This is a genomic window from Spirosoma oryzae, from assembly GCF_003002825.1.
Lineage (GTDB): Bacteria > Bacteroidota > Bacteroidia > Cytophagales > Spirosomataceae > Spirosoma > Spirosoma oryzae.
In genome coordinates this window covers 39495-61879 of record NZ_PVTE01000014.1, presented here as the reverse complement: position 1 = coordinate 61879, position 22385 = coordinate 39495, and the positions used below count along the sequence as shown (strand labels likewise).

Annotated in this window: 18 protein-coding genes; 5 read left to right on the top strand and 13 right to left on the bottom strand. The window is 54.3% G+C overall.

Annotation, left to right across the window (positions count from 1 at the left end):
* Nucleotides 1-174: 174 nt before the first annotated feature.
* Nucleotides 175-828, top strand: a complete 654-nt coding sequence (locus tag CLV58_RS16770) for a class I SAM-dependent methyltransferase (protein WP_211300870.1) — start codon at nt 175-177, stop codon at nt 826-828.
* Between the two features lie 7 nt (nt 829-835).
* Here the strand turns inward: CLV58_RS16770 and CLV58_RS16765 are convergent, their stop codons facing one another.
* A complete protein-coding gene (locus CLV58_RS16765) occupies nt 836-1210 on the bottom strand; it encodes a hypothetical protein (protein ID WP_106138984.1) in 375 nt (124 codons plus the stop codon).
* 45 nt (nt 1211-1255) lie between these two features.
* Nucleotides 1256-1876: an RNA polymerase sigma factor gene (locus CLV58_RS16760; protein ID WP_245882362.1), complete on the bottom strand. Its 621-nt coding sequence runs from the start codon at nt 1874-1876 to the stop codon at nt 1256-1258.
* 212 nt (nt 1877-2088) lie between these two features.
* Between CLV58_RS16760 and CLV58_RS16755 the strand changes: the two genes are divergently transcribed.
* Nucleotides 2089-3597: a glycine--tRNA ligase gene (locus tag CLV58_RS16755; protein WP_106138982.1), complete on the top strand. Its 1509-nt coding sequence runs from the start codon at nt 2089-2091 to the stop codon at nt 3595-3597.
* A gap of 139 nt (nt 3598-3736) precedes the next feature.
* On the opposite strand, the gene CLV58_RS16750 is transcribed toward CLV58_RS16755, so the two are convergent.
* On the bottom strand, nt 3737-4063 hold the full coding sequence (locus CLV58_RS16750) for a LytR/AlgR family response regulator transcription factor (RefSeq protein ID WP_245882361.1): 327 nt from the start codon (nt 4061-4063) through the stop codon (nt 3737-3739).
* Between the two features lie 304 nt (nt 4064-4367).
* The gene (locus CLV58_RS16745; protein ID WP_106138980.1) at nt 4368-8345 is read right to left on the bottom strand and encodes a hybrid sensor histidine kinase/response regulator transcription factor; all 3978 of its coding nucleotides are present in this window, start codon (nt 8343-8345) and stop codon (nt 4368-4370) included.
* A 155-nt stretch (nt 8346-8500) separates the two neighbouring features.
* On the opposite strand from CLV58_RS16745, the gene CLV58_RS16740 reads away from it, so the two are divergent.
* Together CLV58_RS16740 and CLV58_RS16735 are read left to right on the top strand one after the other, a co-directional pair.
* On the top strand, nt 8501-8950 hold the full coding sequence (locus CLV58_RS16740; RefSeq protein ID WP_106138979.1) for an SRPBCC family protein: 450 nt from the start codon (nt 8501-8503) through the stop codon (nt 8948-8950).
* 146 nt (nt 8951-9096) lie between these two features.
* Complete coding sequence (locus CLV58_RS16735; protein ID WP_106138978.1) at nt 9097-10341, top strand: dicarboxylate/amino acid:cation symporter; 1245 nt, start codon at nt 9097-9099, stop codon at nt 10339-10341.
* A 56-nt stretch (nt 10342-10397) separates the two neighbouring features.
* Here the strand turns inward: CLV58_RS16735 and CLV58_RS16730 are convergent, their stop codons facing one another.
* The 6 genes from CLV58_RS16730 to CLV58_RS16705 form a co-directional block, all read right to left on the bottom strand.
* Nucleotides 10398-10634 carry a hypothetical protein gene (locus CLV58_RS16730; protein WP_106138977.1) on the bottom strand — a complete coding sequence of 79 codons (237 nt, stop codon included), beginning with the start codon at nt 10632-10634 and terminating at the stop codon, nt 10398-10400.
* Between the two features lie 112 nt (nt 10635-10746).
* Entirely contained in the window at nt 10747-13425 is a 2679-nt protein-coding gene (gene ccsA, locus CLV58_RS16725) for a cytochrome c biogenesis protein CcsA (RefSeq protein WP_106138976.1), read from the bottom strand.
* A 94-nt stretch (nt 13426-13519) separates the two neighbouring features.
* Entirely contained in the window at nt 13520-13960 is a 441-nt protein-coding gene (locus CLV58_RS16720; protein WP_106138975.1) for a cytochrome c maturation protein CcmE domain-containing protein, read from the bottom strand.
* Between the two features lie 44 nt (nt 13961-14004).
* Entirely contained in the window at nt 14005-14271 is a 267-nt protein-coding gene (locus CLV58_RS16715; protein ID WP_106138974.1) for a CcmD family protein, read from the bottom strand.
* A gap of 55 nt (nt 14272-14326) precedes the next feature.
* A complete protein-coding gene (gene ccsA / locus CLV58_RS16710; RefSeq protein WP_106138973.1) occupies nt 14327-14986 on the bottom strand; it encodes a cytochrome c biogenesis protein CcsA in 660 nt (219 codons plus the stop codon).
* A 79-nt stretch (nt 14987-15065) separates the two neighbouring features.
* Nucleotides 15066-15740, bottom strand: a complete 675-nt coding sequence (locus CLV58_RS16705) for a heme exporter protein CcmB (RefSeq protein WP_106138972.1) — start codon at nt 15738-15740, stop codon at nt 15066-15068.
* 61 nt (nt 15741-15801) lie between these two features.
* On the opposite strand from CLV58_RS16705, the gene CLV58_RS16700 reads away from it, so the two are divergent.
* Nucleotides 15802-16572: a sulfite exporter TauE/SafE family protein gene (locus CLV58_RS16700; RefSeq protein ID WP_106138971.1), complete on the top strand. Its 771-nt coding sequence runs from the start codon at nt 15802-15804 to the stop codon at nt 16570-16572.
* 87 nt (nt 16573-16659) lie between these two features.
* On the opposite strand, the gene CLV58_RS16695 is transcribed toward CLV58_RS16700, so the two are convergent.
* The 3 genes from CLV58_RS16695 to metG form a co-directional block, all read right to left on the bottom strand.
* Nucleotides 16660-17721, bottom strand: a complete 1062-nt coding sequence (locus CLV58_RS16695) for an NAD-dependent epimerase/dehydratase family protein (protein ID WP_106138970.1) — start codon at nt 17719-17721, stop codon at nt 16660-16662.
* Between the two features lie 52 nt (nt 17722-17773).
* The gene (locus CLV58_RS16690; RefSeq protein ID WP_106138969.1) at nt 17774-19744 is read right to left on the bottom strand and encodes a KUP/HAK/KT family potassium transporter; all 1971 of its coding nucleotides are present in this window, start codon (nt 19742-19744) and stop codon (nt 17774-17776) included.
* A gap of 386 nt (nt 19745-20130) precedes the next feature.
* Complete coding sequence (gene metG / locus CLV58_RS16685; RefSeq protein WP_106138968.1) at nt 20131-22182, bottom strand: methionine--tRNA ligase; 2052 nt, start codon at nt 22180-22182, stop codon at nt 20131-20133.
* Nucleotides 22183-22385: the final 203 nt, after the last annotated feature.

Sequence of the window (22385 nt, the reverse complement as noted above, 5' to 3'; positions counted from 1 at the left end):
CCTCAATGCGTATACGGTCAAAAGGGAAGGGCGCGAAATACGCGGTTATCGCAAAAGAAAAACCCGATTTATACTATACATTTACGCTGGTCACGGCCACGTTTTACGCTGATTACGATTTCGTTGTCAGCAGCTATTCACCCACAAAAATACGTTGAGAAACGTACAAATACCTTGACTGATTCTACTATACAAATTGATGAGACACGAACGGTATACGATTGGACGAATGCGGAAGCGCCCCATTCCTGCAATTACGTAACGCCGAAGGTAATGGAGTGTATCGGTGCACTCAAACCCAGTCGTATTCTGGACATGGGTGCGGGAAACGGCATCCTGTGCGCTGATCTGAACCGGGCTGGGTACGATGTTGTCGGAACGGATTATGACGAAGTTGGCATCGCGATTGCCCGCCAAGCCTACCCCCAGTTACCGTTCTATACGTTTGGTGTACAGGATGATCCCGCGTTACTGCTGAAAACCGAAGCCAAGTTTGACCTGGTCGTGTCGACGGAAGTGGTGGAGCATCTGTACAACCCGCATCAGTTGTTTACCTACGCGTCAGGCGTATTGAAGGAGGGCGGATACTTACTCGTGACGACGCCCTATCACGGCTACTGGAAAAACCTGATGCTGGCTGTGTTTGACAAATGGGACGAACACCACGCGCCACTCTGGTACGGCGGACACGTTAAGTTCTTCAGTAAACAATCGCTTCGACAGCTGTTTGCCGATACGGGCTTCGACCCGATTGAGTTTCATGGCGTTGGGCGTCTCCCCTATTTATGGAAAAGTATGGTTGTGCTGGGTCGTAAGCGGAGCCAGTAAAACCTGATCAAGATACGTCTTTCGTGGAGTCGTCCGGGCGGGCTTCGTCATCGCTGCCGCAGCGTCTGCCCCAGCGTTGCCGCATTCGTTCGCGCTGCTCGGGGCTAAGTTGCTGCCAGCGTTCCGCCATTCGGTTTTTCCATTGGTCCCGGTTAAACCCGCCGAAGCCGGGTTTATTCCAGGGGCCACGGAAACCGCCGAACAGGAGTCGTGACAGTAGCAGCAGGGCCAGCGCCTGCCAGAATGTGATGGCCGATACGCCCTGGATGATGAGCGGCAGGGTGGCATTCCACAGGCGCATCACGACGTACCCCATCAGTCCGATAAAAACGACGGCAAATACAACAGATCCAACGATTTTGCCAATTCGAGAGCGTTTCATGCGCGCAGTGACAGGTGCGTTACGTAATAAAAATGGAGTGAACAGTCAATCGGTCAGGTCGTCATACAAATCCTGCAACCGTTCGCGCAGGTGCAGCACCGCATACCGTTTTCGCGATAGTAACGTATTGACCGGAACACCCAGTTCAGCCGACATCGCGTTGAACGATTGACCATCCATTTCGTGCCGCCAGAACACGTCTCGCTGCTCGGCAGGTAACTCGCCGAGGGCGGCCGTCAGCGCATCCAGAAATGCTTCGCGAAACAACTCTGTTTCGGGCGAATCATCGTCGCCGATGAAATCCATGAGCATCGGTACGTCATCGTCAGAAAAAGTATCGTTCGCGCGTGGTGCGTTGAGCGAAAAAGCCTTGGGTCTGCGGTACCAGTCGGCAATTTTGTTACGGGCCACCGCAAAAAGCCACGCGGCTGCCCGTCCGATGGGGCGCGTCAGTCGGTACGCTTCTGTCAATTCATAGAAAACGTCCTGGAGTACGTCTTCGGCGGCTTCGGCATCGGGCAGGCGACGACGGATAAAGTCGAGCAGGCGACCGCGTTCGCGCCGGACCGTTTCCTGAATCTGGTCGTTCTGCGCCTGCCAGCCACCTGCGTCTGGGTCATCCATTGGCGGCATCAACTGGGTATATGTCAGCGGGATTGCATTCACGGGTAATCAAAGTCGTCAAAAGAGCGGCTCATACGGACATAGTCGGTTTCGCAACAAAAATATTGTAGCGAACCGACCACTAGTTTCGAGATTATGTTGCTAGACGGTCCAGATCACGGTTTGCCGGGGAAAGGGTCGTACAGGCGGTTATCGGCGAAAAAGCGGGTGGGTATACGGCCTTGTGATTGGTTATTGTACTTTTGCGGTTACGTATGAGCACTACACAAAACGCGCCCGCCGAAACGCCGGCGGCATCCTTGCAGGATATAATTGCCCACGCTAAGGAATACGGCTTCGTATTTCCGTCTTCCGAAATCTACGATGGGCTACAGGCCGTGTACGACTACGGTCAGAACGGGGTTGAACTGAAGAACAACCTGAAAACGCTGTGGTGGAAAGCCATGACGCAACTCCACGACAACGTGGTCGGTATCGATGCGTCGATTTTCATGCACCCGCTGACCTGGAAAGCGTCGGGCCACGTCGATTCATTCAACGATCCGATGATCGATAACCGCGATTCCAAAAAGCGGTATCGCGCCGATCAGTTGCTTGAGTTAAAAGCCGAAGAGTACGCCAACGCGGGCGACGAAGCGCGCAGCAGTGCGCTACTACAGGAAATGGGCCGTTTGCTGGGCGAAAACGATCTGGACGGCGTTCGCAACCTGATTATCGCCGAAGGGATCAAAGATCCGGTTTCGGGTACCGATAACTGGACCGAGGTACGGCAGTTCAACCTGATGTTTTCGACGCAGGTAGGGTCGCTGGCCGAAGACGCCAGTCTGATCTACCTCCGGCCCGAAACGGCGCAGGGTATCTTTGTCAACTTCCTGAACGTGCAGAAAACCGGGCGGATGAAAGTGCCGTTCGGTATTGCGCAGATCGGGAAAGCGTTCCGGAATGAGATCGTAGCCCGTCAGTTCACGTTCCGCATGCGCGAATTCGAACAGATGGAGATGCAGTTTTTCGTACGGCCCGGCACGGAAATGAGCTGGTACGAGCAGTGGCGGGACACGCGGATGAAATTCCACCAGGCAATTGGCCTGCCCGCTGAAAAGCTAAAATTTCATATCCACGAAAAGCTGGCGCACTACGCCAACGCTGCCGTCGATATCGAATACAAATTTCCATTTGGCTTCCGCGAAATGGAAGGTATTCACTCGCGGACGGACTTCGACCTGAAAGCGCACCAGGAGCTGAGCCGGAAAAAGCAGCAATACTTCGACAATGAAGTTGATCCGGCAACGGGTAAGCCTTACGGCAACTACGTTCCGTACGTCGTGGAAACGTCGGTCGGTGCTGACCGGCTGTTCCTGGCAACGTTCTGTAATGCCTTTACCCGCGAGACTGTCGGCGAAGGCGACGAGAAGAAGGAGCGTACCTACCTGAAGCTGCACCCGGCACTGGCACCGGTCAAAGCCGCTGTATTCCCGCTAGTACGGAAGGACGGTCTGCCCGAGAAAGCCGAACAGATCGTGAAGAGCCTGCGGTCGGAATTCCGGGTGATCTATGAAGAGCGGGATGCCATCGGCAAACGCTACACCCGGCAGGACCTGATCGGTACGCCGTTCTGTATTGCCGTCGATTACCAAACGCTGGAAGACGATACCGTAACCATCCGGTACCGCGACACCACCGAGCAAATCCGCATTCCCATCAGCGAACTCAAAGCACGCATCGGGCAGGAAGTGTCGATGGAGCGCGTACTGGAGAAGATGTAACTTTCGGTATTCAGTTTTCGGTATACGGTTTTCAGCCTGTCTCGTATGGGACCGTATACCGAAAACTGAATACGCTGCACCAAAAAGGCGGGGGGCAAATCGATTCGATTTGCCCCCCGCCTTTTTGGTGTCTGTTGGACTAGTTGAGGTGCGGCATGATGGATACCAACTGCCGGCGGACCGTACTCCAGCGCCGGCGCGATACGGGGAGGTGGTCGCCTGTCGACAGGTGTACGACGCCACCCGTCTCGGTGCGCTCCAGCCGCTCGATGTACCGACGGTTGACCACACAGTTGCGGTGAAGGCGGATAAACCAGTCGGACGGTAATTTAGGGGTGTAGTACTTGAGGGTACGGGGCATCAGCATCCGCTTCCCATCCATCCAGTTAAGCCAGCTGTAGTTCGCTACGGCCTGCATGTAAACCAGGTCAGCGACGGGGAACGACTGACGTCCTGATTCTCGCAAGTACAGTTTAAGAGGGGGCCAATCGGCGGGCATCGTACGCGATGCAGGTGTGATAGACGAAAAGTAGGTCATGTGGTTGATAGGGGCTGATGGTGCTTCCAGGAAAGCTGTATGCAAGTTTAAGCAGCTGTTAATCAACCGACGTACAGTTATGTAACACGCCCTATCAATTTTAGAACATCGGTAAAATAGGCCGTCGGTATGTGTACGAACGGTTAAAAATGGGGTACGAATGGGGCTCGCTTATCGATACGGTTATCTATATACGAACCATATTCGGGCATCAGCAAACGGGCAATTGGAATCAACTGTCGGAGCGGTGCTGCTCGACAAATTCGGAGGGCGTGACGCCGTAATGCTCCTTGAAAACTTTGGAGAAATAGGCCGGGTTGTCGAAACCGACGGCGTACGCTACGGACGACACGGACGTATGCCCCAGCAGCATTTCGCCCGCCCGGTTCAGGCGTACGGCGCGGATTAGTTCGTTGGGGGAGAGTCCCGCCAGCGTCTTCAACTTCCGGTTCAGGTGCATCCGGCTCAGCTGAACCGCTTCGGCCAGATCGCCAACGCCGAACTTGGGATTATCCAGTTGGGTGCGGATGGCATCGTACACCCTGTTCATAAACTCATCGGCGGGCTCCGGGCTGGTAGCGGGCAAGTGCCCTTCGCCCAGCAACTGACTCCGTAAATGCAAACGGGTCCGACGCTGCTGCTCCAGCCGATTCCGTACCCGCCACCGCAACTCGTCGACCTGAAAAGGTTTCGTCAGGTAATCGTCAGCGCCTGCCGAGAGACCCTTCAGTCGACTTTCGGCGGCTGATTTGGCCGTCAGCAGTAGAATGGGAATGTGGCTGGTCGCCGGATTTTGCTTGAGCTGACGGCACAGTTCGTACCCGTCCAGTTCGGGCATCAGTACGTCACTGATAATCAGATCCGGCCCGTAACGAAGCGCCATATCGATACCTTCGCGTCCATTGCGCGCCCGCTGCACCGACCAGTCGTCACTGAGGATACTGACAACGAATTCGGCAATATCATTGCTATCTTCCACCAGCAGAATTTGCGTCTGTCCGGGTGGCGTGTCTGATTCGGTCGACGCGTCCGCTGCATTGGCCGACGGGGTATCGTTTGCGGGAGCAGCAGGTCGTGCCGTGACAAGAACCGGGGCAAGCGGCAGATCGACGGTAAACGTTGTTCCCTGACCGGGCTGGCTTTCGACCCGAATCGTGCCGTTCATTAATTCGACAAGTTCGCTGACGTACGACAGGCCGATGCCGGAACTGCCCACGGGTCGATCGCGGGTAGGATCGGCCTGGTAGAAGCGTTCGAAAATGTGCGAAAGATCGCCGGGCGAGATGCCTGTTCCCGTATCACGGACCGTAAGCCGCACATGATCGACGAGCGACTCCCCCTGTGTTCCGGCCTTCGTAACGAGTAAGGACTGCTGACTTAAGGCTACGTCAATCTGCCCGTTAGCCGACGTGAATTTGAGCGCGTTGATCAGCAGATTGTTGATGATTTTTTCCAGCTTATCGGCATCGAACTGGTAGCTGTTGTGTGTCAGTTGCGTCTGAAACTGAAGCCGGACCGACTGGCGCTGCGCTTCCTCCACGAAAACGGCCACGATCTGCTCCACAAAATCGACCAGATTGGCCTGCGTAAGTGTCAGGCGAAGGTTACCCGCTTCCATGCGGGCCATGTCGAGCAGTTCGTTGATAAGCCGCAACAGCTGGGTTGCGTTACGGTGTACCAGCGTCAGGCGATTCCGTTGTTGCGGGTCGCTGATTTCGGCCAGCGTAAGTTCCAGCGGAGGTAGAATCAGCGTCAACGGCGTACGGAACTCGTGGGTGATGTTCGCAAAAAAGCGCGACCGCCACTGATCCAGTTGCTGTAATTGCCGCGACTCCTGTTCTTTGAGCGCCACCTGACTACGCAGTTGAACCCGCCGAACCCGTACGCGAACGAAAATGGTTACCAACAGGATCAGCAGCAGTGCATAGAGCGTGTAAGCCCACCAGCTGGCCCAGGGAGCTGGTTGAATCGTAAGCCGAATCTGTCGGGTTTCCGGGCTCCACACGCCCGACGTATTCGACGCATTAACGACGAACGTGTACGTGGCCGGCGATAGGTTGGTGTAGGTAGCCGTGCTTTGACTACCGCTGTAAACCCAGTCGTTATCGAGTCCGATAAGTTTGTACCGAAACTGATTCTGTCCACTCTGATTGTATTGAAGCGCGGCAAAGTCGAACGCCAGGAAGTTCTGCCGGTGTGTCAGCTGAAGCGCCGTCAACTGCTCGATCGACGCGGCAACGGGCGAGTCGGGGCTGAGCGGATTAACGGCTTTGTTATTGATGCGCAAGCTTGTCAGTGCTACCGATGGGGCGTAGGGATCATCCTGAATCTGGTTCGGTCGAAAACTTACGTAGCCGCCTATGCCACCGAAAACCAGTCGCCCATCCGGTAAGGCAATGGCCTGGTGCCGGATGAACTCATCGCTGGGCAGGCCGTCGTCACTGGTGTACGTGCGAACGTCGAAGGAGCGGGTGTCGAATCGACAAAGGCCCCGGTTCGTACTGAGCCACAGATGCCCCGCCCGGTCGGGTTGAATCCCGTAAACAACATTGTCGGGCAGACCCTGCTCTACAGTGAACGTGCGAATTTGCCCGGTTCGCTTGTCGAGTCGGCACAGACCCCGGCCGTAGGTGCCAATCCAGAGATAATCATATTGATCGGAGTCCTGCTGTAAGCTGAGTAAATAGCGGATGGGCAGCGCATCAGAACGCTGGGGATCTTCCCGCCAGTGAATGATTCGCTTGGCCGTACGATCAACACGAATAAGCCCGTTGCCCTGGGTCGCCAGGTAGACGTGATCGCCGTCGACACTCATGTCGTTGACGGCGACGGCGGGATAGGTGTCGGGTAGCAACGGCCACGCCAGAAACCGGTCGCGGACGCGATCGTACTGCACAAGCCGACGACCACTGGCATCGGTCAGGGCCCACATATTCTTGGCGGCATCGATCGTCAGGGCACGACTGTACAGATTCCCGTTGGTCAGCCAGTCGCCGGGTATGCCCTTTGTCGTGAGTGGTGTGAACCGTTGGGTCGTCAGGTTGTACCGATACAAGGGGAGTTGTGGTCCACCCAGCCAGCAACTACCGGCCTGATCGAAACGGTATCGGATGCCGGTCGGACTTTGTGTCGATATGGCCGGCGGAATCACCGATGCGGGAACAAGCAACTGCTGCGTCAGCCAATCGACCGCAAACGATTGAGACGGTATGGCTGTAAATGGCAATGGGTTGAGACTGACTTTGACAATGCCGTTGCCCGCCGTGCCGATCCAAAGCGTATTCGACTGGTCGATCAGCATGCAATCTGGCGTGGGTGGAACCTGCCGGATATTGACCGGAAGGGGTGTGAGGCCGTTTTTATCGGTGAATGTGTTCAGGTCGACGTATTCCTTACCCCCCGGTCCCTGCGCAAACAGGGGTACGCGCGCCTGACCGGGTAGTTCGAGGATCAGCCGGGTGGTAGCCAGTCGCGGGTTGAAAAAGTAAAGGTGGCCTGCCGTACCGACAACCAGTTCGCCATTGCTCCGTTGCCGCAGGAAACGAACAGGTTGCTGGGGTAAACCCGTGGCCGCGCCAAACTGTCGTACCTGACGAGTCGCTGGATTGTACTGGTACAGCCCCGTGCGGCCACCCAGCCAGACGAGTCCTGTCCGGTCGGTAAAGATTGAGTGAATCAGCGGTGGCTCCGTGCCTACACCGGGTAGCGCCTGCCGGTCGGTAAGCTGCCCGGTACTATTCAGGTGCGCCAATACGCCCGCCCGGGTAACGACCCATACGCCCCTGGTGGTATCGACGGCCATTCCCGCCAGGGGCGACGCTGCCGTCAGTTGCCGAAACGCTTTCGTGTTCGACACCCGCGTGGCCTGCTCCGATACAGGGTTGAAGCGGTCTATGTGATTGTCTTCAGTTTGCAGCCAGAGCCAGCCGGCCCGATCGGTCTGTATGTCGACAATACTGCTGTAGGAAAGCGAGCGGTCGTTCAGCGGCTCGTAGGTAAATACCTTGTACCGCGATCCGTCGTAGCGGCAGAGGCCATTGCGGGTGGCAAACCACATAAACCCCCGTCGACTTTGTACGATGGCGCTGACGAAGCCCTGTGGCAGACCGGTTCGCACCGACAGGTACTCCGGTGTGGGCGATGCCGGAAAGCCTGTCTGTATGGACAAGCTGGCAATCACCCCTAAAAACCAGTACCTCAGCCAATGCATACAGTGTACTAAACGTCAAGTCGATCCGGAACACAGGTGCTGATATGCCCTTTAAAAACGCAGTAGATGCGCAACTTCGCATCTAGTAACCACCCTGTGCTTATTTTTTATCGCAGTATTCAGGGAAAAGTGAGTAAGCAATTCGTTTACGGTTCATGCACATTTTACTAACTACGCAGGTTCGCCAACCGGTCGATCAGGTATGGGCCGGCTTCAACCGGACACTTTTTGATCGATTAAGTCCGCCATTTCCACCCGTCGACGTCGTTCGGTTCGATGGCTGTCTGACGGGCGATGTGGTCCAACTCCGGCTTAACTTTCTGGTGTTCAGGCAGGAATGGACGAGTCACATTGTCGATCAGCAGACTACCGCTGACGAAATTTATTTTGTCGATCAAGGAACAAAGTTACCGTTCTTTTTGGCTTACTGGCATCATCGACACCGGCTTCTGCGCGATTCCTCGGGGGGGACCCGCATTGTCGATGACATAACCTTCCGTACGCCTTACCGCCTGACCGATTACCTGCTCTATCCGGTCATGTGGCTGCAATTTGCCTATCGGAAACCCATTTATCGCCGAATTTTTGGTTCGCCGGTCAAGTAAAGATGGCCTGGCCTGTTTGATGGATGTTGTTGCGTGTATATGTACGCAACGAGTACCAATGGGATAGTGGTGGGTCAAGTTTGGGGGACGGGCTTTCGTAACTGCCCGGATTGCGTTATTTTTGTTCAGACCGCATACCCCACTGCATGAAATTACCGAACCTTACTACACGCATTTTTCTGGGCATGGTGCTCGGTATCCTGATTGGTTATCTCTTTCCCGTAACCGATTCAGGCTTCTCCGGTACCGACCTGAACATCCTCTCCAAAATCTTCCTCCGGCTGATAAAAATGATTATCGGGCCGCTGGTTTTTGCCACATTGGTGGTCGGTATCGCCAAACTCGGCGACTTCGGTACCGTCGGGCGCGTTGGCCTGAAAACACTGGCGTACTTCTATTTTGCCACGATACTGTCGCTGGTGGTCGGTCTGCTGGTCGTCAACATCATGAAGCCGGGCGAAGTCATGAGCCTGCCATTGCCCCCGAAAGGCACGGATACGGGTGTCGAAGTACAGAAACTGACGTTTGACAACTTCATCACGCACATCGTACCGACCAGTTTTATCGATGCGATGGCGAACAACGAGATTTTGCAGATCGTCATTTTCAGCATATTCTTCGGTATTGCCGTCGGCTCTATCGGCGACTACGGGAAGATACTGATCAAAGGTCTCGACGCCCTGTCGCACGCGATGTTCAAGGTGACGAGTTACGTAATGTCGTTTGCTCCCTTCGGTGTTTTGGGCGCTATTGCCGCCGTTGTGGCGCAGCAGGGACTGGGTATCCTGACCGGCTACGCCTACCTGATTCTTTGCTTTTTCGGTGGCCTGTTATTTTTCATCTTCGTCGTATTGTCGGTAATCTGCCTTGTCGTACGAATACCGTATGTGGCCCTGCTACGGGAGGTGCGGTCAGCTATCGTTCTGTCGTTCAGTACGGCTAGTTCGGAAGCGTCGTTCCCGCAAACCATCGAAGCGCTGCGTCGATTTGGCTGTTCGGAGCGTATCATTTCGTTTGTGCTGCCACTGGGTTACTCGTTCAACCTCGACGGGTCGATGCTGTACATGACCTTTGCGACGGCATTCATTGCACAGGCGTACCACGTGCCCCTGTCGATCGAACAGCAGATTACGATGATGCTGACGCTGATGATTACCTCGAAAGGTATTGCCGGTGTTCCCCGCGCGTCGCTGGTCGTCATTGCCGGTACGATGTCGCTCTTCAACCTGCCCATCGAAGGACTGGCGCTGCTACTAGGTATCGATCAGGTACTTGACATGGGTCGTAGCGCAACGAGCGTAGCGGGTAATGCCGTGGCTACCTGCGTTGTCGCCAAGTGGGAAGGGGAATTTCGGACCGAACCCGTCAAGACGGAAGAACTAACTGCCTGATTGTACTGATAGAAGTCATAACAGAAACGCCCGACTGATGAGGTCGGGCGTTTTCGTTATGACTTCTTTTTCTTCTTTCGATCGTCGACCATCTGCTTGATGGTGGGCGACACGGCTTTCTCACGCTCCAGTCGCTTGTTCTTGACAAACTGAAACCCCAGCAGACAGCCGAGGCAGAGCATCAGCAACCAATAACTTTCGGCGAAGCTTGTGCGCTGGTACTCGGCGATCCAGAGAATCAGAAAGCCTGCGCCACCCGCCAGCAATAGCACTTCACCTAATTTTAATTTCATTACGGTCGTCAGTTTTCGATATACGGCTTACGGATTGTTCGCTCACGGCGGCTGATCTGGCTGATTCGGAAGTCGGTACGCCAGCTACCGAAGACTGGCTACCCTAAACCGACTAGATGGCTTCCTTACCGCGCATTTTGGTGAACTCACGATACCGGCGAACCATCGAGATCGCGAAACCGAGCAGTACGACGAGCGTACCAATCCAGAGGATGTTGATCAGCGGTTTCTCATACGCCTTCATCACGATGTAATCGCGCTGGGTCCGGTTGACGGCAAAGGTGAACTTACCCGTTTGCGGATCGATCTGACTAAGCTGAATCCGTACCCCGATTTCGTCATTCATCTCGGCGGGGTGCGCTACCATCCGATCTTTGATAACAAAGGCCGGCGACAGGATGTGTTCGCCGTTTTTACTCAAGACCCGAACCTTTGCCCGAACAGCCGCGTCGTTGGCCCCAATCTGAATACCAGCCACATCGTTCGTACGGGCTACGTCGTCCAGAATCGCGACGTAATCGTTCAGGAAAAATGTGTCTTTGATGGCAACCGAGTACGTCTCTGTTTTCTCCCACTTTTCTTCCGCGTTCGGGTCCGGTACCGACGAGACGAAGGTATACATGTCGCGGTCGGTCTTGTGGCGAATGTCAGGCGATGCCAGCAGACCCATCCGCTCGTTTACCTGCGCCCGTGGGTAGAGTGTGAAAATTTTGCCGTTCGGCTCGCGGTATTCGACGGCATAGTAGGTGTTCTCCGGATACAGCGCCAGCGTATCGCCTTTCTTGTGGTATACCTTACCATCCTGTGCGATGTCGGTCAGGGCGATGCCGTGGAAATTAAACTGCTTGTCGCCTTCGATCAGTTCGATGTCTTTGCGGGGAATATAACCCGGTACGTCACGCGCTTCGATCTGTTTTCCCCGGTAGGTAAGCTGATAGGGGCCCATCTGTTCCGGCTGATTCAGCCACAGCAGCTTGTTTTCCTTATTTTCCTTGTTATCGTTCTTGGTAAACTCATCCTGCTTGGAGATCATCAGGCCGCTCGTATTGAGCGAAATGACCTTCGTGAAACCCGACGAATACAGGATACCGATGAGCATCAGCGCCATACCCATGTGTGCAATGGCCCCACCCGACAGCCGGTAGTTACCCCGAATGACGTCAAGCAGAATCGACCCGTTGGCGGTCAGGGCAAAGATCGACGCAACGACCAGTACCATGTAAACCGGGTTCTTGATCGACCCAAAGGCGATGATGCCCGCGCTGATCAGCAGGGTCAGAATCAGGGGTGTCATCAGCGCATCCCATTTCCGGCCTTCAATCCGACGCCACCACATAAACTGCCCGATACCGGTCAGGACGGCGATGACGACGAAGAACCAGATTTGAAACTTGGTATAGTGAGCAATCTGATCGGCAGGCAAGGCGAGGTTTGAGATCTTGCCAAACGATTCCAGCACTTTGTTGTAGACCGGGATCGAGGTCGTAGCGATGACTTGAAACGCTGCCAGACAAAGCACCAGTGCGCCCATGAACAGCCAGAATTCTTTCGTGTAGACCGAGGCTTCTTCCGCATCGGTCGGAATGTGCTTCCATTTCCAGAACGCCAGGCCAATAGAAACCACGACGAACGCCATCAGGTACAACAGCAGTTGACCCGACAGGCCCAGATCGGTGAACGAGTGAACCGAAGCATTCCCCAGAATGCCGCTGCGGGTCAGGAAGGTGGAATAGAGAACGAGCAGGAACGAGGTAATCGTCAGAATAATGGCCGACTTCAGGCCCGTCGAGCTACGCTTAGCAATCAGCATGGTGTGCAGCGCGGCAACCATAACCAGCCACGGTACATAGACGGCGTTTTCGACGGGGTCCCAGTTCCAGTAACCGCCGAAGTTCAGCGTTTCGTAAGCCCAGTAGCCGCCCATCATAATCCCGGCACCCAGGATCAGGGAGCCAAGCAAGGTCCAGGGCAGCGCCGGCCGAATCCAGTTATAGGGTTGATTCCGCCACAAGCCCGCAATGCAGAAAGCAAACGGCACCAGCGCCAGGGCAAAACCGAGGAACAGGGTAGGCGGGTGAATGACCATCCAGTAGTTCTGAAGCAGCGGATTCAGGCCGTTCCCGTCTTTCGGTACGAAGGTGGGATCGGCGGTGAAAATGGGCGCGTCGGGCATCGCTTCGGTCAGCAACAGGAATGGCGACGAACCGATTTTGAACGTATCACCGAAGACAACACCCAGAATCATCGACGCCAGAAACGCCTGTACCAGCGCGAAGATGGTCATCATGGGGGCTTCCCAGACCTTTCCCGCCGTACGAATCAGGATAAAACCGACCAGCGCGTCCCAGAACAACCACAGCATGAACGAGCCTTCCTGCCCTTCCCAGAAACACGAAATAACGTACTGCACCGGCAGCGCCCGCGACGAGTGGCTCCAGGCGTAGTGGTACTCGAAATAATGGTTGTAGATAATCCAGTACAGACAGGCTCCTACGCCGGTCACCGCCAGACCGTGTAGGTAAAACGCCCAGCGGGCCAGCGTCCGCCAGTCGTCACGGGCTGTCTCAACGGGGGGCGTTGCCTTGGTCACGCGCCGTTTGGCTGATTTGCCGCCGAAGCTGCTTTCGCCCGCGTAGGCCAGTTGCGGTTCCTCCACCTCAACGGCTTCTGCCACCGCCCCCGACCGCTTACCGATCGCTGACAGGAAGTAAGCCACCGTAGCGACCAGTGCCGTTACAAACGACAGAATAACGAGAAAGTGGCCGAGTTGCCCGACTGTTGTATGTATCATAGTCAATGACTGAATGATAGAATGATTGAGTGTTGAATGGCTGCCTTACACTGGGTATTCAGCCATTCTATCACTCAATCATTCTATCATTGAATTAGAGTTGTGCGGTTTTAGCTTCGTGCTCGGTTGTTTCCAGCTTGCCGTCCTGGTATTTCGACGGACATTTAAGCAGGATTTTCTGACACTGGAAGTGGTCGCCCTGCATGGCACCGATTACAACGATTTGTTCCGAGCGGTCGAAGTCCTGCGGCTTAGGGCTATTGTAGATGACCTTTTCGGCGCGATTGGCATTGTCGACCAGCGTAAACTCGAAATGGTTAGGGTCGATGGCCGGGTTGTACAGCATGTCGGTAATCCGGCCCTGCGCATCTTTCTGCACCTTGCCGACTACGTGCACCTGCTTGGCGTCGCCGTCTTCAGCCAGCTCGTTGGCCTGCGTGAAGTTAAGGTATACACTGGCGTCGCCCGCTGTCGATACGATGATACCGATGGCTAATGCAATAACGACGATGCCGATGATATGGGTGATTTTCATAAAATAGTCGGGTAATACAGTACGGAGTATTGCGGAATATAACGTTAACGAAGCCGGACGTCCTGCTCCTGTGGGCTGTTGGTATGTATATCTTTCTCCAGCTTACCGAGCCGCATGTCGAGCCGCACCAGGTAGACGATGATGCCGATAAAAACGGCCGCGATAACCGCTACGACAACCCATATTTTACCATCGGCCCGGAGCCGGTCGGCCATTTCGACGCCGTCGGCAACGGGCTGCTGGGCCAGCAGCGTTTGGCTGTGAAGTAATAGTGAAGCGAGGATGCCGGCGAAGAATAGCGAAGCGCGCATAAGAAAGAGAGGGTACTAGCTTGTCAACGAAAAAAAGGATTGAAACATTCCGAAATTACTCATCAAGCGTGGCTTGCAACCGACGCATCCGGACGCGTAGTTCGGTAATCCAGACACCCAGCAGCGTAAAGCCGATAAAGGCCGGATATAATACCATTTTCATCCGACTATCCAGGTCGTATTTGCCGAAGGCTGGATTACCACCATTGCCCGGATGCAGAGAATCAGTCAGTCGGGGTAAGATAAAAATCAGGGGGACAAACACGGCGAAGGCAAGTATATTGTACACCGCCGAGATACGGGCACGCCGTTGCTCATCATCGAACGAGCCACGCAGAATAATGTATGCAATGTACATCAACATAGCCACAGCTGCTCCATTGAGTTTCGGGTCATTGGGCCACGGCTCGCCCCACGTAAAATTGGCCCAAAGTGAACCAGTAGCGCAGCCCAATAGACCGAACATAATGCCTGTATTTGCGAATTCAACCGCAACTATATCATCACCAATACGATTCGAACGCAGGTACCGAATCGAATATATGGCCGAAGTCAGTAGAAGAGTAGTCATACCAAACCAGAGCGGTACGTGGAAATACACATTCCGAATGCTCTCGTTTAGAATTGGTTGACGAGGTACTACGCCTAATAACCCTTTAAGAATTACGTAACTTAGAATCAAGACTGAAAGAACTTTCCACCAGTTTTTTTTCATAATGTAACGAGGGCTTACACCCACTTGTATACTAAAATAGTGCGGGTTTCTACCGCAACGACGGACCGTCCGCGTTACATTAACTCCGCCATAAAAACGGAAAGAGTAACCATGACAACGTTAAAGTAATGGCATCAAGGGCGAGAACGGTTCCCATCTCATCCCAGCTTACGCTTCGGTCGAGACCGTCGAGTGCGTTTTTTGAAATTTTTAGCAGCATCAGCAGCAGCGGCAAAATGATCGGGAAACTTAGAACGGCCATCAACGTTGCCGGATTCTCAGCCTTACTGGCAATGCCTGCTACCAGAGTCAGAGAGGCCGCAAAACCGATGGCACCCAGAATGAGTGTTAGTAAGTATAACGGTATGTCGTGAACCGGATTGCCTAAAACAAAAGCATACACACTGAAGCCCAGTAGCGCTAGCACCAGCATTAGCGCCGTGTTGTAGCCAATCTTCGCGAGAATGATCTGTTGCGGACTTGCCAGTGTGTAATAGTACAGCTGACGTCCGGCCCGTTCCTGCACGAAGCTTTTGGCTATGGCGTTGATGGCCGTAAACAACAGAATGATCCAGAACAGCGTATTCCAGACAATGGGCGTCAGCTGCCCGGGCCGGGCGTTGAAGCTGAGGTAGCAGACAAAAACAGCCCCTACGATGTAGAGCAACATGCCGTTGAGGGCATAGCGTTGCCGCCATTCGAGCAGAAATTCCTTCCGCATCAACGCGCCCCACTGTCGTACCGATTCTGCCATGCTGCAAATTTACGGCGCGATAATGAGGGGTAAAAGAAATAGTTTTGCGGGCTGAACACCTATGAACCTTACGACACTACTTACCCTCTGTTCCTTCGCCTTTCTCGCCGGTTTTGTCGACGCAATCATCGGGGGCGGGGGACTTATCCAAACGCCAGCTACCTTGTTCACCCTGCCGCAATACCCCATTCCGACCCTGATCGGGACGACCAAGATACCGTCGTTGTCGGGTAGTCTGATGGGCGCGTTTCAGTACAGCCGGCGTGTGGCGGTTGTGGGGCGCTTCATCGGGCCGATGATGGGACTAGCCTTCGGTGCGTCGTGGCTGGGGTCGCTGGTGCTGACGAAGGTGCCGAACGGCTTCATGAAACCACTGGCGCTGGTGATCCTGATTGGCGTATTTGTATATACCCTAACCAAAAAAGATTTTGGACAGCTGCCGCAGCGCGCGATAACGGCCCGGCAGCAACAAATCAGGATGGCCATTATGGGCGTCGTTGTGGGGTTTTACGACGGCTTTTTCGGACCGGGAACGGGTAGCTTTCTGGTGCTGGGGTTTATCGCCCTGATCGGGTTCGACTTTTTGCGGGCGAGTGCCCATGCCAAGCTGGTCAACGCGTCGACTAATCTGGCGAGTGTACTTTTTTTTGTGAAGGAAGGTACAATCCTGTACGCCGTTGCGCTGCCGATGGCTGTTGCCAACCTGACCGGTGCGTTTCTGGGCGTACGACTGGCTATTTTAAAAGGCAATCAGTTCATCCGCGTCTTCTTTCTGTTCGTCATTGCCGCCACCATCCTGCGCTTCGCGTGGGACTTGTGGGGGCGGGTTTAAAGTTTGGTGTTCAACGTTTAAGGTGGGGAGGGTCGCATGCAAACGCAACTATACACGACCTTAAACGTTGAACATCAGACCTTAAACTTACTTCAAGATCGGCTCCAGCGCGGCCCGGTTCTCTTTGAGCCACTCGTGGATGTCGCTGACGATTTCACGGATGCCGAGTTTGGGTTCCCAGCCGGTTAGTTGTGTCACTTTCGTGTTGTCGGTGACGTACAGGCGGATGTCGGCTGCGCGGTTTTCGGTAACCTCCTTAATCGGGATGGTTTTACCCGTCACTTCCTGGCAAACCTTGGTCAGCTCCTGTAGCGATGCACTGCTTTGCGTGCCACCGCCAGCGTTCAGAATCTCACCATTAACCGTATCGAGATTATGCAACTGCCAGTCGATCAGCCGGTACAGGTCGGCGATGTGCAGCATGTCGCGGGTTTGCTTGCCGGTGCCGCCGTAACCGATATACGCCAGTTGCTGTTCGAAGAAGTGCTTGGCGATCCAAAGAACCATCACGCCCTGATCGACCTTGCCCATCTGCCACGGCCCTGTAATGACCCCGCAGCGATTGATGACCGTCTTCAGGCCATAGAATTCGTTGTATTCCTGAATCAGCAGCTCCGACGCCAGCTTGGTCGTGCCGTAGAGCGACCGGGCTCCCGTCAGCGGGAAATCTTCGGCAATGCCTTTTGACGAAACACCGGGAACGGGCTGGTCGTCGGTCAGAACGAAGCGCGTTTCGGCTTCGGTGAAATTGAGCGTTTCGATCGTTTTGATCGGGTACACCCGGCTTGTCGACAGAAAGATAAAGCTAGCCTTGTGCTTGAGCGCGTAGTTCAGGCAGTTTACCGTACCGAACAGATTGGTGTTGATGAGGTAGTCGGGCGTACCGTCCAGACCTGCCAGTACCGATGGTTCGGCCGAGGCTTCGATTACAGTATCGACGGCGGGCAGCGCATCGAAATCCTCTTTGCTGCGAATGTCGCCGTGCAAAAACTCGATACCGGCCGCTTTCAGGCGCGGCAGACTCAGTTCCGAGCCGCGTCGCTTGAGGTTGTCGAGCGCGAAAATCTGGTAGTCCGGATAATTCTGCTTGAGGGAAATGGCCAATGACGAGCCAACGAAGCCGGCTCCGCCGGTGATGAGAATCTTCATAGTTATACTGATTGAATGATCGGGTGACTGACGGGTTGATTTGCCGAAGGGATCATTCTTTTACGCGTTCGCTCTTTGTTTCTGAGGCAATCCGTTTGAGTCGAACGTTTTCCACCGGCCGGATAACCAGCGGGACTTTTTCTACTTTGACTGAGCTGCTATCCAGCCCAAACCAGCGGTCTTCGGGTGTTGTAAAGCTCTTGATGTTGAAATAAATATTCATGATCAACCGCTCACGGGCTGGCAGCTCATTCTCGAACGAAAGGAATTTTTCGAGCACGACGAAGCGGAAGTCGCCGATAACGTTCTGACCCCGCAGAGACTCGTATCGACTGGTGATATCCACTTCTTTATTTTTTACCATGTCCTCGATGACTTTACGGAAGAACAGGTTGATACGCTGCTCAACCCGGAATCCGAGCCGGAACGTGACCTTATACGCGTCATCGGGAGCCAGCGTGTTGACCTTATACTCCATGGTATACGGGTCGTCAGTCGTGTCGACGTGGACGAACCAATAGATGTCGGCTCGTTTGGGGCGCTTCTGAAAGATGGAGTAAATAATCTTGGACTCGATCTCCGACTGCCGAGCCGCGTTGCTCATAAAAACCAGGTGCGTGGCGTATTTCGGAATACTGATGTCGCGACTCAGTTCCTTGATCGTCTGTAGATAATGATCGATACGGACGTACTCAGTCAGGCGGAGTTTAATCTGGAAGGCTTGTAGCCAGATGTACATCACACCAGCGATCGAAGCACCGATCAGTACCGATACGAAACCACCATGCGGGAATTTGATTAGGTTGGCGATCAGGAACGAACCCTCGATCGCCAGATACACAAACAAAAACAGCACGACGCCCCACGCCTGGTACTTGTGCGTGTACAGATAGTACGACATCAGCAGGGTCGTCATCAGCATCGTCAGCGTAATGGCCAGACCGTAAGCGGCTTCCATATTCGACGATTCCCGGAAATACAGGACTACACCCACGCAGCCTGCCCAGAGCAGCAGGTTGACGCTTGGCACGTAAAGCTGTCCTTTCTGAGAGGATGGATAACGGAGCCGTACTTTAGGCCAGAAATTAAGCCGTATCGCTTCGCTGATGAGCGTAAATGAACCACTTATCAGGGCCTGACTGGCAATAACTGCGGCTGCTGTTGCGATAACAATGCCAATCGTCAGGAACCAGGGCGGCATGATCTGATAAAAGGGAATCCGATCTTTCAGGATCTGTCCCTGAACACTCAGTAGCCAGGCTCCCTGCCCGAAGTAGTTTAGAATCAGACAGGTCTTGACGAATACCCAGCTGACGCGGATGTTTTTACGTCCGCAGTGCCCCATGTCGGAATACAGGGCTTCGGCACCCGTCGTACAGAGAAACACGGAGCCCAACAGCCAGAATCCGCCGGGGTATTCGGCCAGCAGCCAGTACGCGTAATAGGGGTTCAGGGCCGTCAGGATGCCGGGGGCCTGCGCGACCTGAACCAGCCCCAATGCGCCGAGCATGATAAACCAGACGAGCATGATTGGGCCGAACGCTGTACCAACGACACTTGTGCCAAACGCCTGAATCAGGAACAGTATCGTCAGAATAACCAGGACGATGGGTACCGTTTCGATATTCGGATAAATCAGTGTCAGCCCTTCGACAGCCGATGATACCGAGACCGGGGGGGTAATAATACCGTCGGCTAGTAGTGCTGATCCACCGATGATGGCGGGGAGCGTAAGCCAGCGGGCATGCCGTCGAACCAGGGCGTAAAGCGCAAAGATGCCGCCCTCACCCCGGTTATCGGCCCGTAGAATCAGGATGACGTACTTCACGGTTGTCTGGAGCGTGAGCGTCCAGAAGATACAGGAGAGAGCCCCCCGGACTACGTCGGCCCGGATTTCATTTTCTGCTCCAATGATAGCACGAAGTGTGTAGAGGGGCGACGTACCGATGTCGCCGTAGATGATACCCATAGCCACCAGCAAGCCGGCCGCAGTAACGGTATCTAAATGTTTCTTTTCTTCCATGAAGTCAGGACGTAGTCGTTTCGCAAGCCCGGTGGCGATGGTGAGACCTCGCAAAGATAAACGTTGTTATGTGTGATTAGCGCACCACAGGCGGAAAGATAGCGTTGCTGACTATGCGTTCGGGATGTATACTTACTGACTGGATCTGGACGCACTTAGTTGCGCCCGATTGAATCCAACTGATCAATCTATGCGTATATGTAACGTAGTTACCCTATCAATTTTAGCTGTTGATAGCTTAGCTTAATTAGGTGTGTTTAAGCAGACAGCCCGCTCAATGAGCGGGCTGTCTCTGTTTTATATCGGTTTACGGTATTCTGTATACGGTTTGCGGTGGTTACCGCCGGATAATTCCGTAAACCGCATACAGAATACCGTAAACTCACTTACGACACCGTGCCGCCGTTCCAGACGGGTTGGTCGGGTTGTAGCAGGGCTAATTTACCATCCCGGTCTTCGGCCATCAGAATCATACCCTGCGATTCCTGCCCCATCATCTTACGTGGTGCCAGATTCGCCAGGAATGTAACCTGCTTGCCGACGATTTCTTCAGGACTGAAATGCTTGGCGATACCACTCAGTATCTGCCGCGTACCCATCCCATCATCGACTTTTAGCTTGAGCAGCTTATCGCTCTTCGGAACACGCTCCGCTTCGGTGATCGTGCCGATGCGAATATCCATTTTGGCAAAGTCGTCGTATTGAATTTGCTCGCGCAGGGCGGGGACTGTCTTTGTTTCCAGTTCGTTCATCCGTTTGGCGTCCAGCAGTTTCTTCATCTGCTGGTCGATTTCATCGTCTTCAATTTTGGCAAAAAGCAACTCACCTTTGCCCAGTTCATGCCCTTCGGCCAGCAAGTCGGCCCGGCCGGCGTTTGTCCAGTCGAACGAATCTGTAATCGCCAGCTGCGCCCGTAGTTTTTCCGCTGTAAAGGGGAGGAACGGTTCACAGACGATGCTGAGCGATGCCGAGATTTGCAGCGCCAGATTCAGAATGGTATTGGCGCGTGCCGGATCGGTTTTTACCGCTTTCCACGGTTCGGTTTCTGCCAGGTACTTATTCCCGAGCCGCGCCAGATCCATCAACTGCATCAGGGCCTCCCGGAATCGATACTGCTCGATCGACCGCCCGATTCGGTCAGGAAACTGCGCCAGTTCGTCCAGTACCTGTTGGTCGTAGTCGGTCAGGTTCGTGGCGGCCGGTACCTTGTTGTCGCAGAATTTTTGCGTCAGTACGACCGCCCGGTTGACGAAGTTGCCAAAAATGCCGACCAGCTCGGCGTTATTCCGGGTCTGGAAATCTTTCCACGTAAACTCCGAGTCTTTGGTTTCTGGCGCATTGGCCGCCAGCACATAGCGAAGCACGTCCTGCTTGCCGGGCATCTCGTCGAGATACTCGTGCAGCCAGACCGCCCAATTGCGCGACGTGCTGATTTTGTCGCCTTCGAGATTCATGAACTCGTTGGCGGGAACGTTATCGGCCAGGATGTACGATCCATCCGCCATCAGCATCGCCGGGAAAATGATGCAGTGGAAAACGATGTTGTCTTTGCCGATAAAGTGAACGAGCTGCGTGTTTTGATCGCGCCAGTATAATTCCCAGTCGCGACCTTGTTGTTCGGCCCATTCTTTGGTCATGGAGATATAACCGATTGGCGCGTCGAACCACACGTACAGCACTTTGCCGTCGGTATCGGGCAGTGGTACCTTGACACCCCAGTCGAGGTCGCGGGTCATGGCGCGGGGACGTAACCCTTCTTTCAGCCACGACTGACAGGCACCGGCTACGTTGGTTTTCCACTCCGGATGGCTGTTGACATACGTCTCGATCTGCGGTTGCATCCGGTCGAGGGGTAGGAACCAGTTTTTGGTGGCCCGCAGCACGGGACGCGAACCCGACAGCGTCGAGTGGGGTTCGATCAGTTCGTTTGGGCTGAGGGCCGTGCCGCATCGCTCACATTGATCGCCATACGCGTTGGGGTTACCGCAAACGGGGCAGGTGCCAACAATATACCGGTCGGCCAGAAACTGATCGGCTACTTCGTCGTAGTACTGCTCGGTGACTTCCTCAATAAAATCGCCCTGCTCGTACAGCTTCGTAAAAAACGCCTGCGAGGTGTCGTGGTGAACCGCGTTGGTGGTGCGGGAGTAAATGTCGAACGAGATGCCGAAGTCGCTGAACGCCTGCTTGATCTGCGTATAATATTTATCGACTACCGCCTGCGGACTGATGCCTTCTTTTTTGGCTTTAATCGTTATGGGAACTCCATGCTCGTCGGTACCGCTGATAAACGCAACATCTTTCCCCGTGGAGCGCAGGTAGCGTACGTAAATGTCGGCGGGGAGGTAGCACCCGGCCAGGTGACCGATGTGAATGGGCCCGTTGGCATAAATAAGGGCTGCCGTAACGGTGTATCGCTGAGGATTTTCTAAAGGCATGAGTTGTTTTCGATTCCTGGCTTCTGCCTGCGCGGTCGTTTTTATCAATCGACCGAAAAACGTAGTTCGAAAACCATATTCGCCGGCAAAATTAGCAATTCAGCGTCATTTGGCGTTATGTTTACGCAAAGAGACCGCTGGTTGCGCATAAATCACCCTCCTGAATCCAGCCCTACGCAGCCATCGGCCAACTGTGTCACTGT

Bases quoted from the DNA above. Each gene is read 5' to 3' on its own strand.
- CLV58_RS16765 (WP_106138984.1), bottom strand. From the start codon at position 1,210: ATGAAACGCTCTCGAATTGGCAAAATCGTTGGATCTGTTGTATTTGCC.
- CLV58_RS16730 (WP_106138977.1), bottom strand. From the start codon at position 10,634: ATGAAATTAAAATTAGGTGAAGTGCTATTGCTGGCGGGTGGCGCAGGC.
- CLV58_RS16745 (WP_106138980.1), bottom strand. From the start codon at position 8,345: ATGCATTGGCTGAGGTACTGGTTTTTAGGGGTGATTGCCAGCTTGTCC.
- ccsA (WP_106138976.1), bottom strand. From the start codon at position 13,425: ATGATACATACAACAGTCGGGCAACTCGGCCACTTTCTCGTTATTCTG.
- CLV58_RS16695 (WP_106138970.1), bottom strand. From the start codon at position 17,721: ATGAAGATTCTCATCACCGGCGGAGCCGGCTTCGTTGGCTCGTCATTG.
- CLV58_RS16720 (WP_106138975.1), bottom strand. From the start codon at position 13,960: ATGAAAATCACCCATATCATCGGCATCGTCGTTATTGCATTAGCCATC.
- metG (WP_106138968.1), bottom strand. From the start codon at position 22,182: ATGCCTTTAGAAAATCCTCAGCGATACACCGTTACGGCAGCCCTTATT.
- CLV58_RS16690 (WP_106138969.1), bottom strand. From the start codon at position 19,744: ATGGAAGAAAAGAAACATTTAGATACCGTTACTGCGGCCGGCTTGCTG.
- CLV58_RS16755 (WP_106138982.1), top strand. From the start codon at position 2,089: ATGAGCACTACACAAAACGCGCCCGCCGAAACGCCGGCGGCATCCTTG.
- ccsA (WP_106138973.1), bottom strand. From the start codon at position 14,986: ATGAAAAAAAACTGGTGGAAAGTTCTTTCAGTCTTGATTCTAAGTTAC.
- CLV58_RS16700 (WP_106138971.1), top strand. From the start codon at position 15,802: ATGAACCTTACGACACTACTTACCCTCTGTTCCTTCGCCTTTCTCGCC.
- CLV58_RS16705 (WP_106138972.1), bottom strand. From the start codon at position 15,740: ATGGCAGAATCGGTACGACAGTGGGGCGCGTTGATGCGGAAGGAATTT.
- CLV58_RS16715 (WP_106138974.1), bottom strand. From the start codon at position 14,271: ATGCGCGCTTCGCTATTCTTCGCCGGCATCCTCGCTTCACTATTACTT.
- CLV58_RS16735 (WP_106138978.1), top strand. From the start codon at position 9,097: ATGAAATTACCGAACCTTACTACACGCATTTTTCTGGGCATGGTGCTC.
- CLV58_RS16740 (WP_106138979.1), top strand. From the start codon at position 8,501: ATGCACATTTTACTAACTACGCAGGTTCGCCAACCGGTCGATCAGGTA.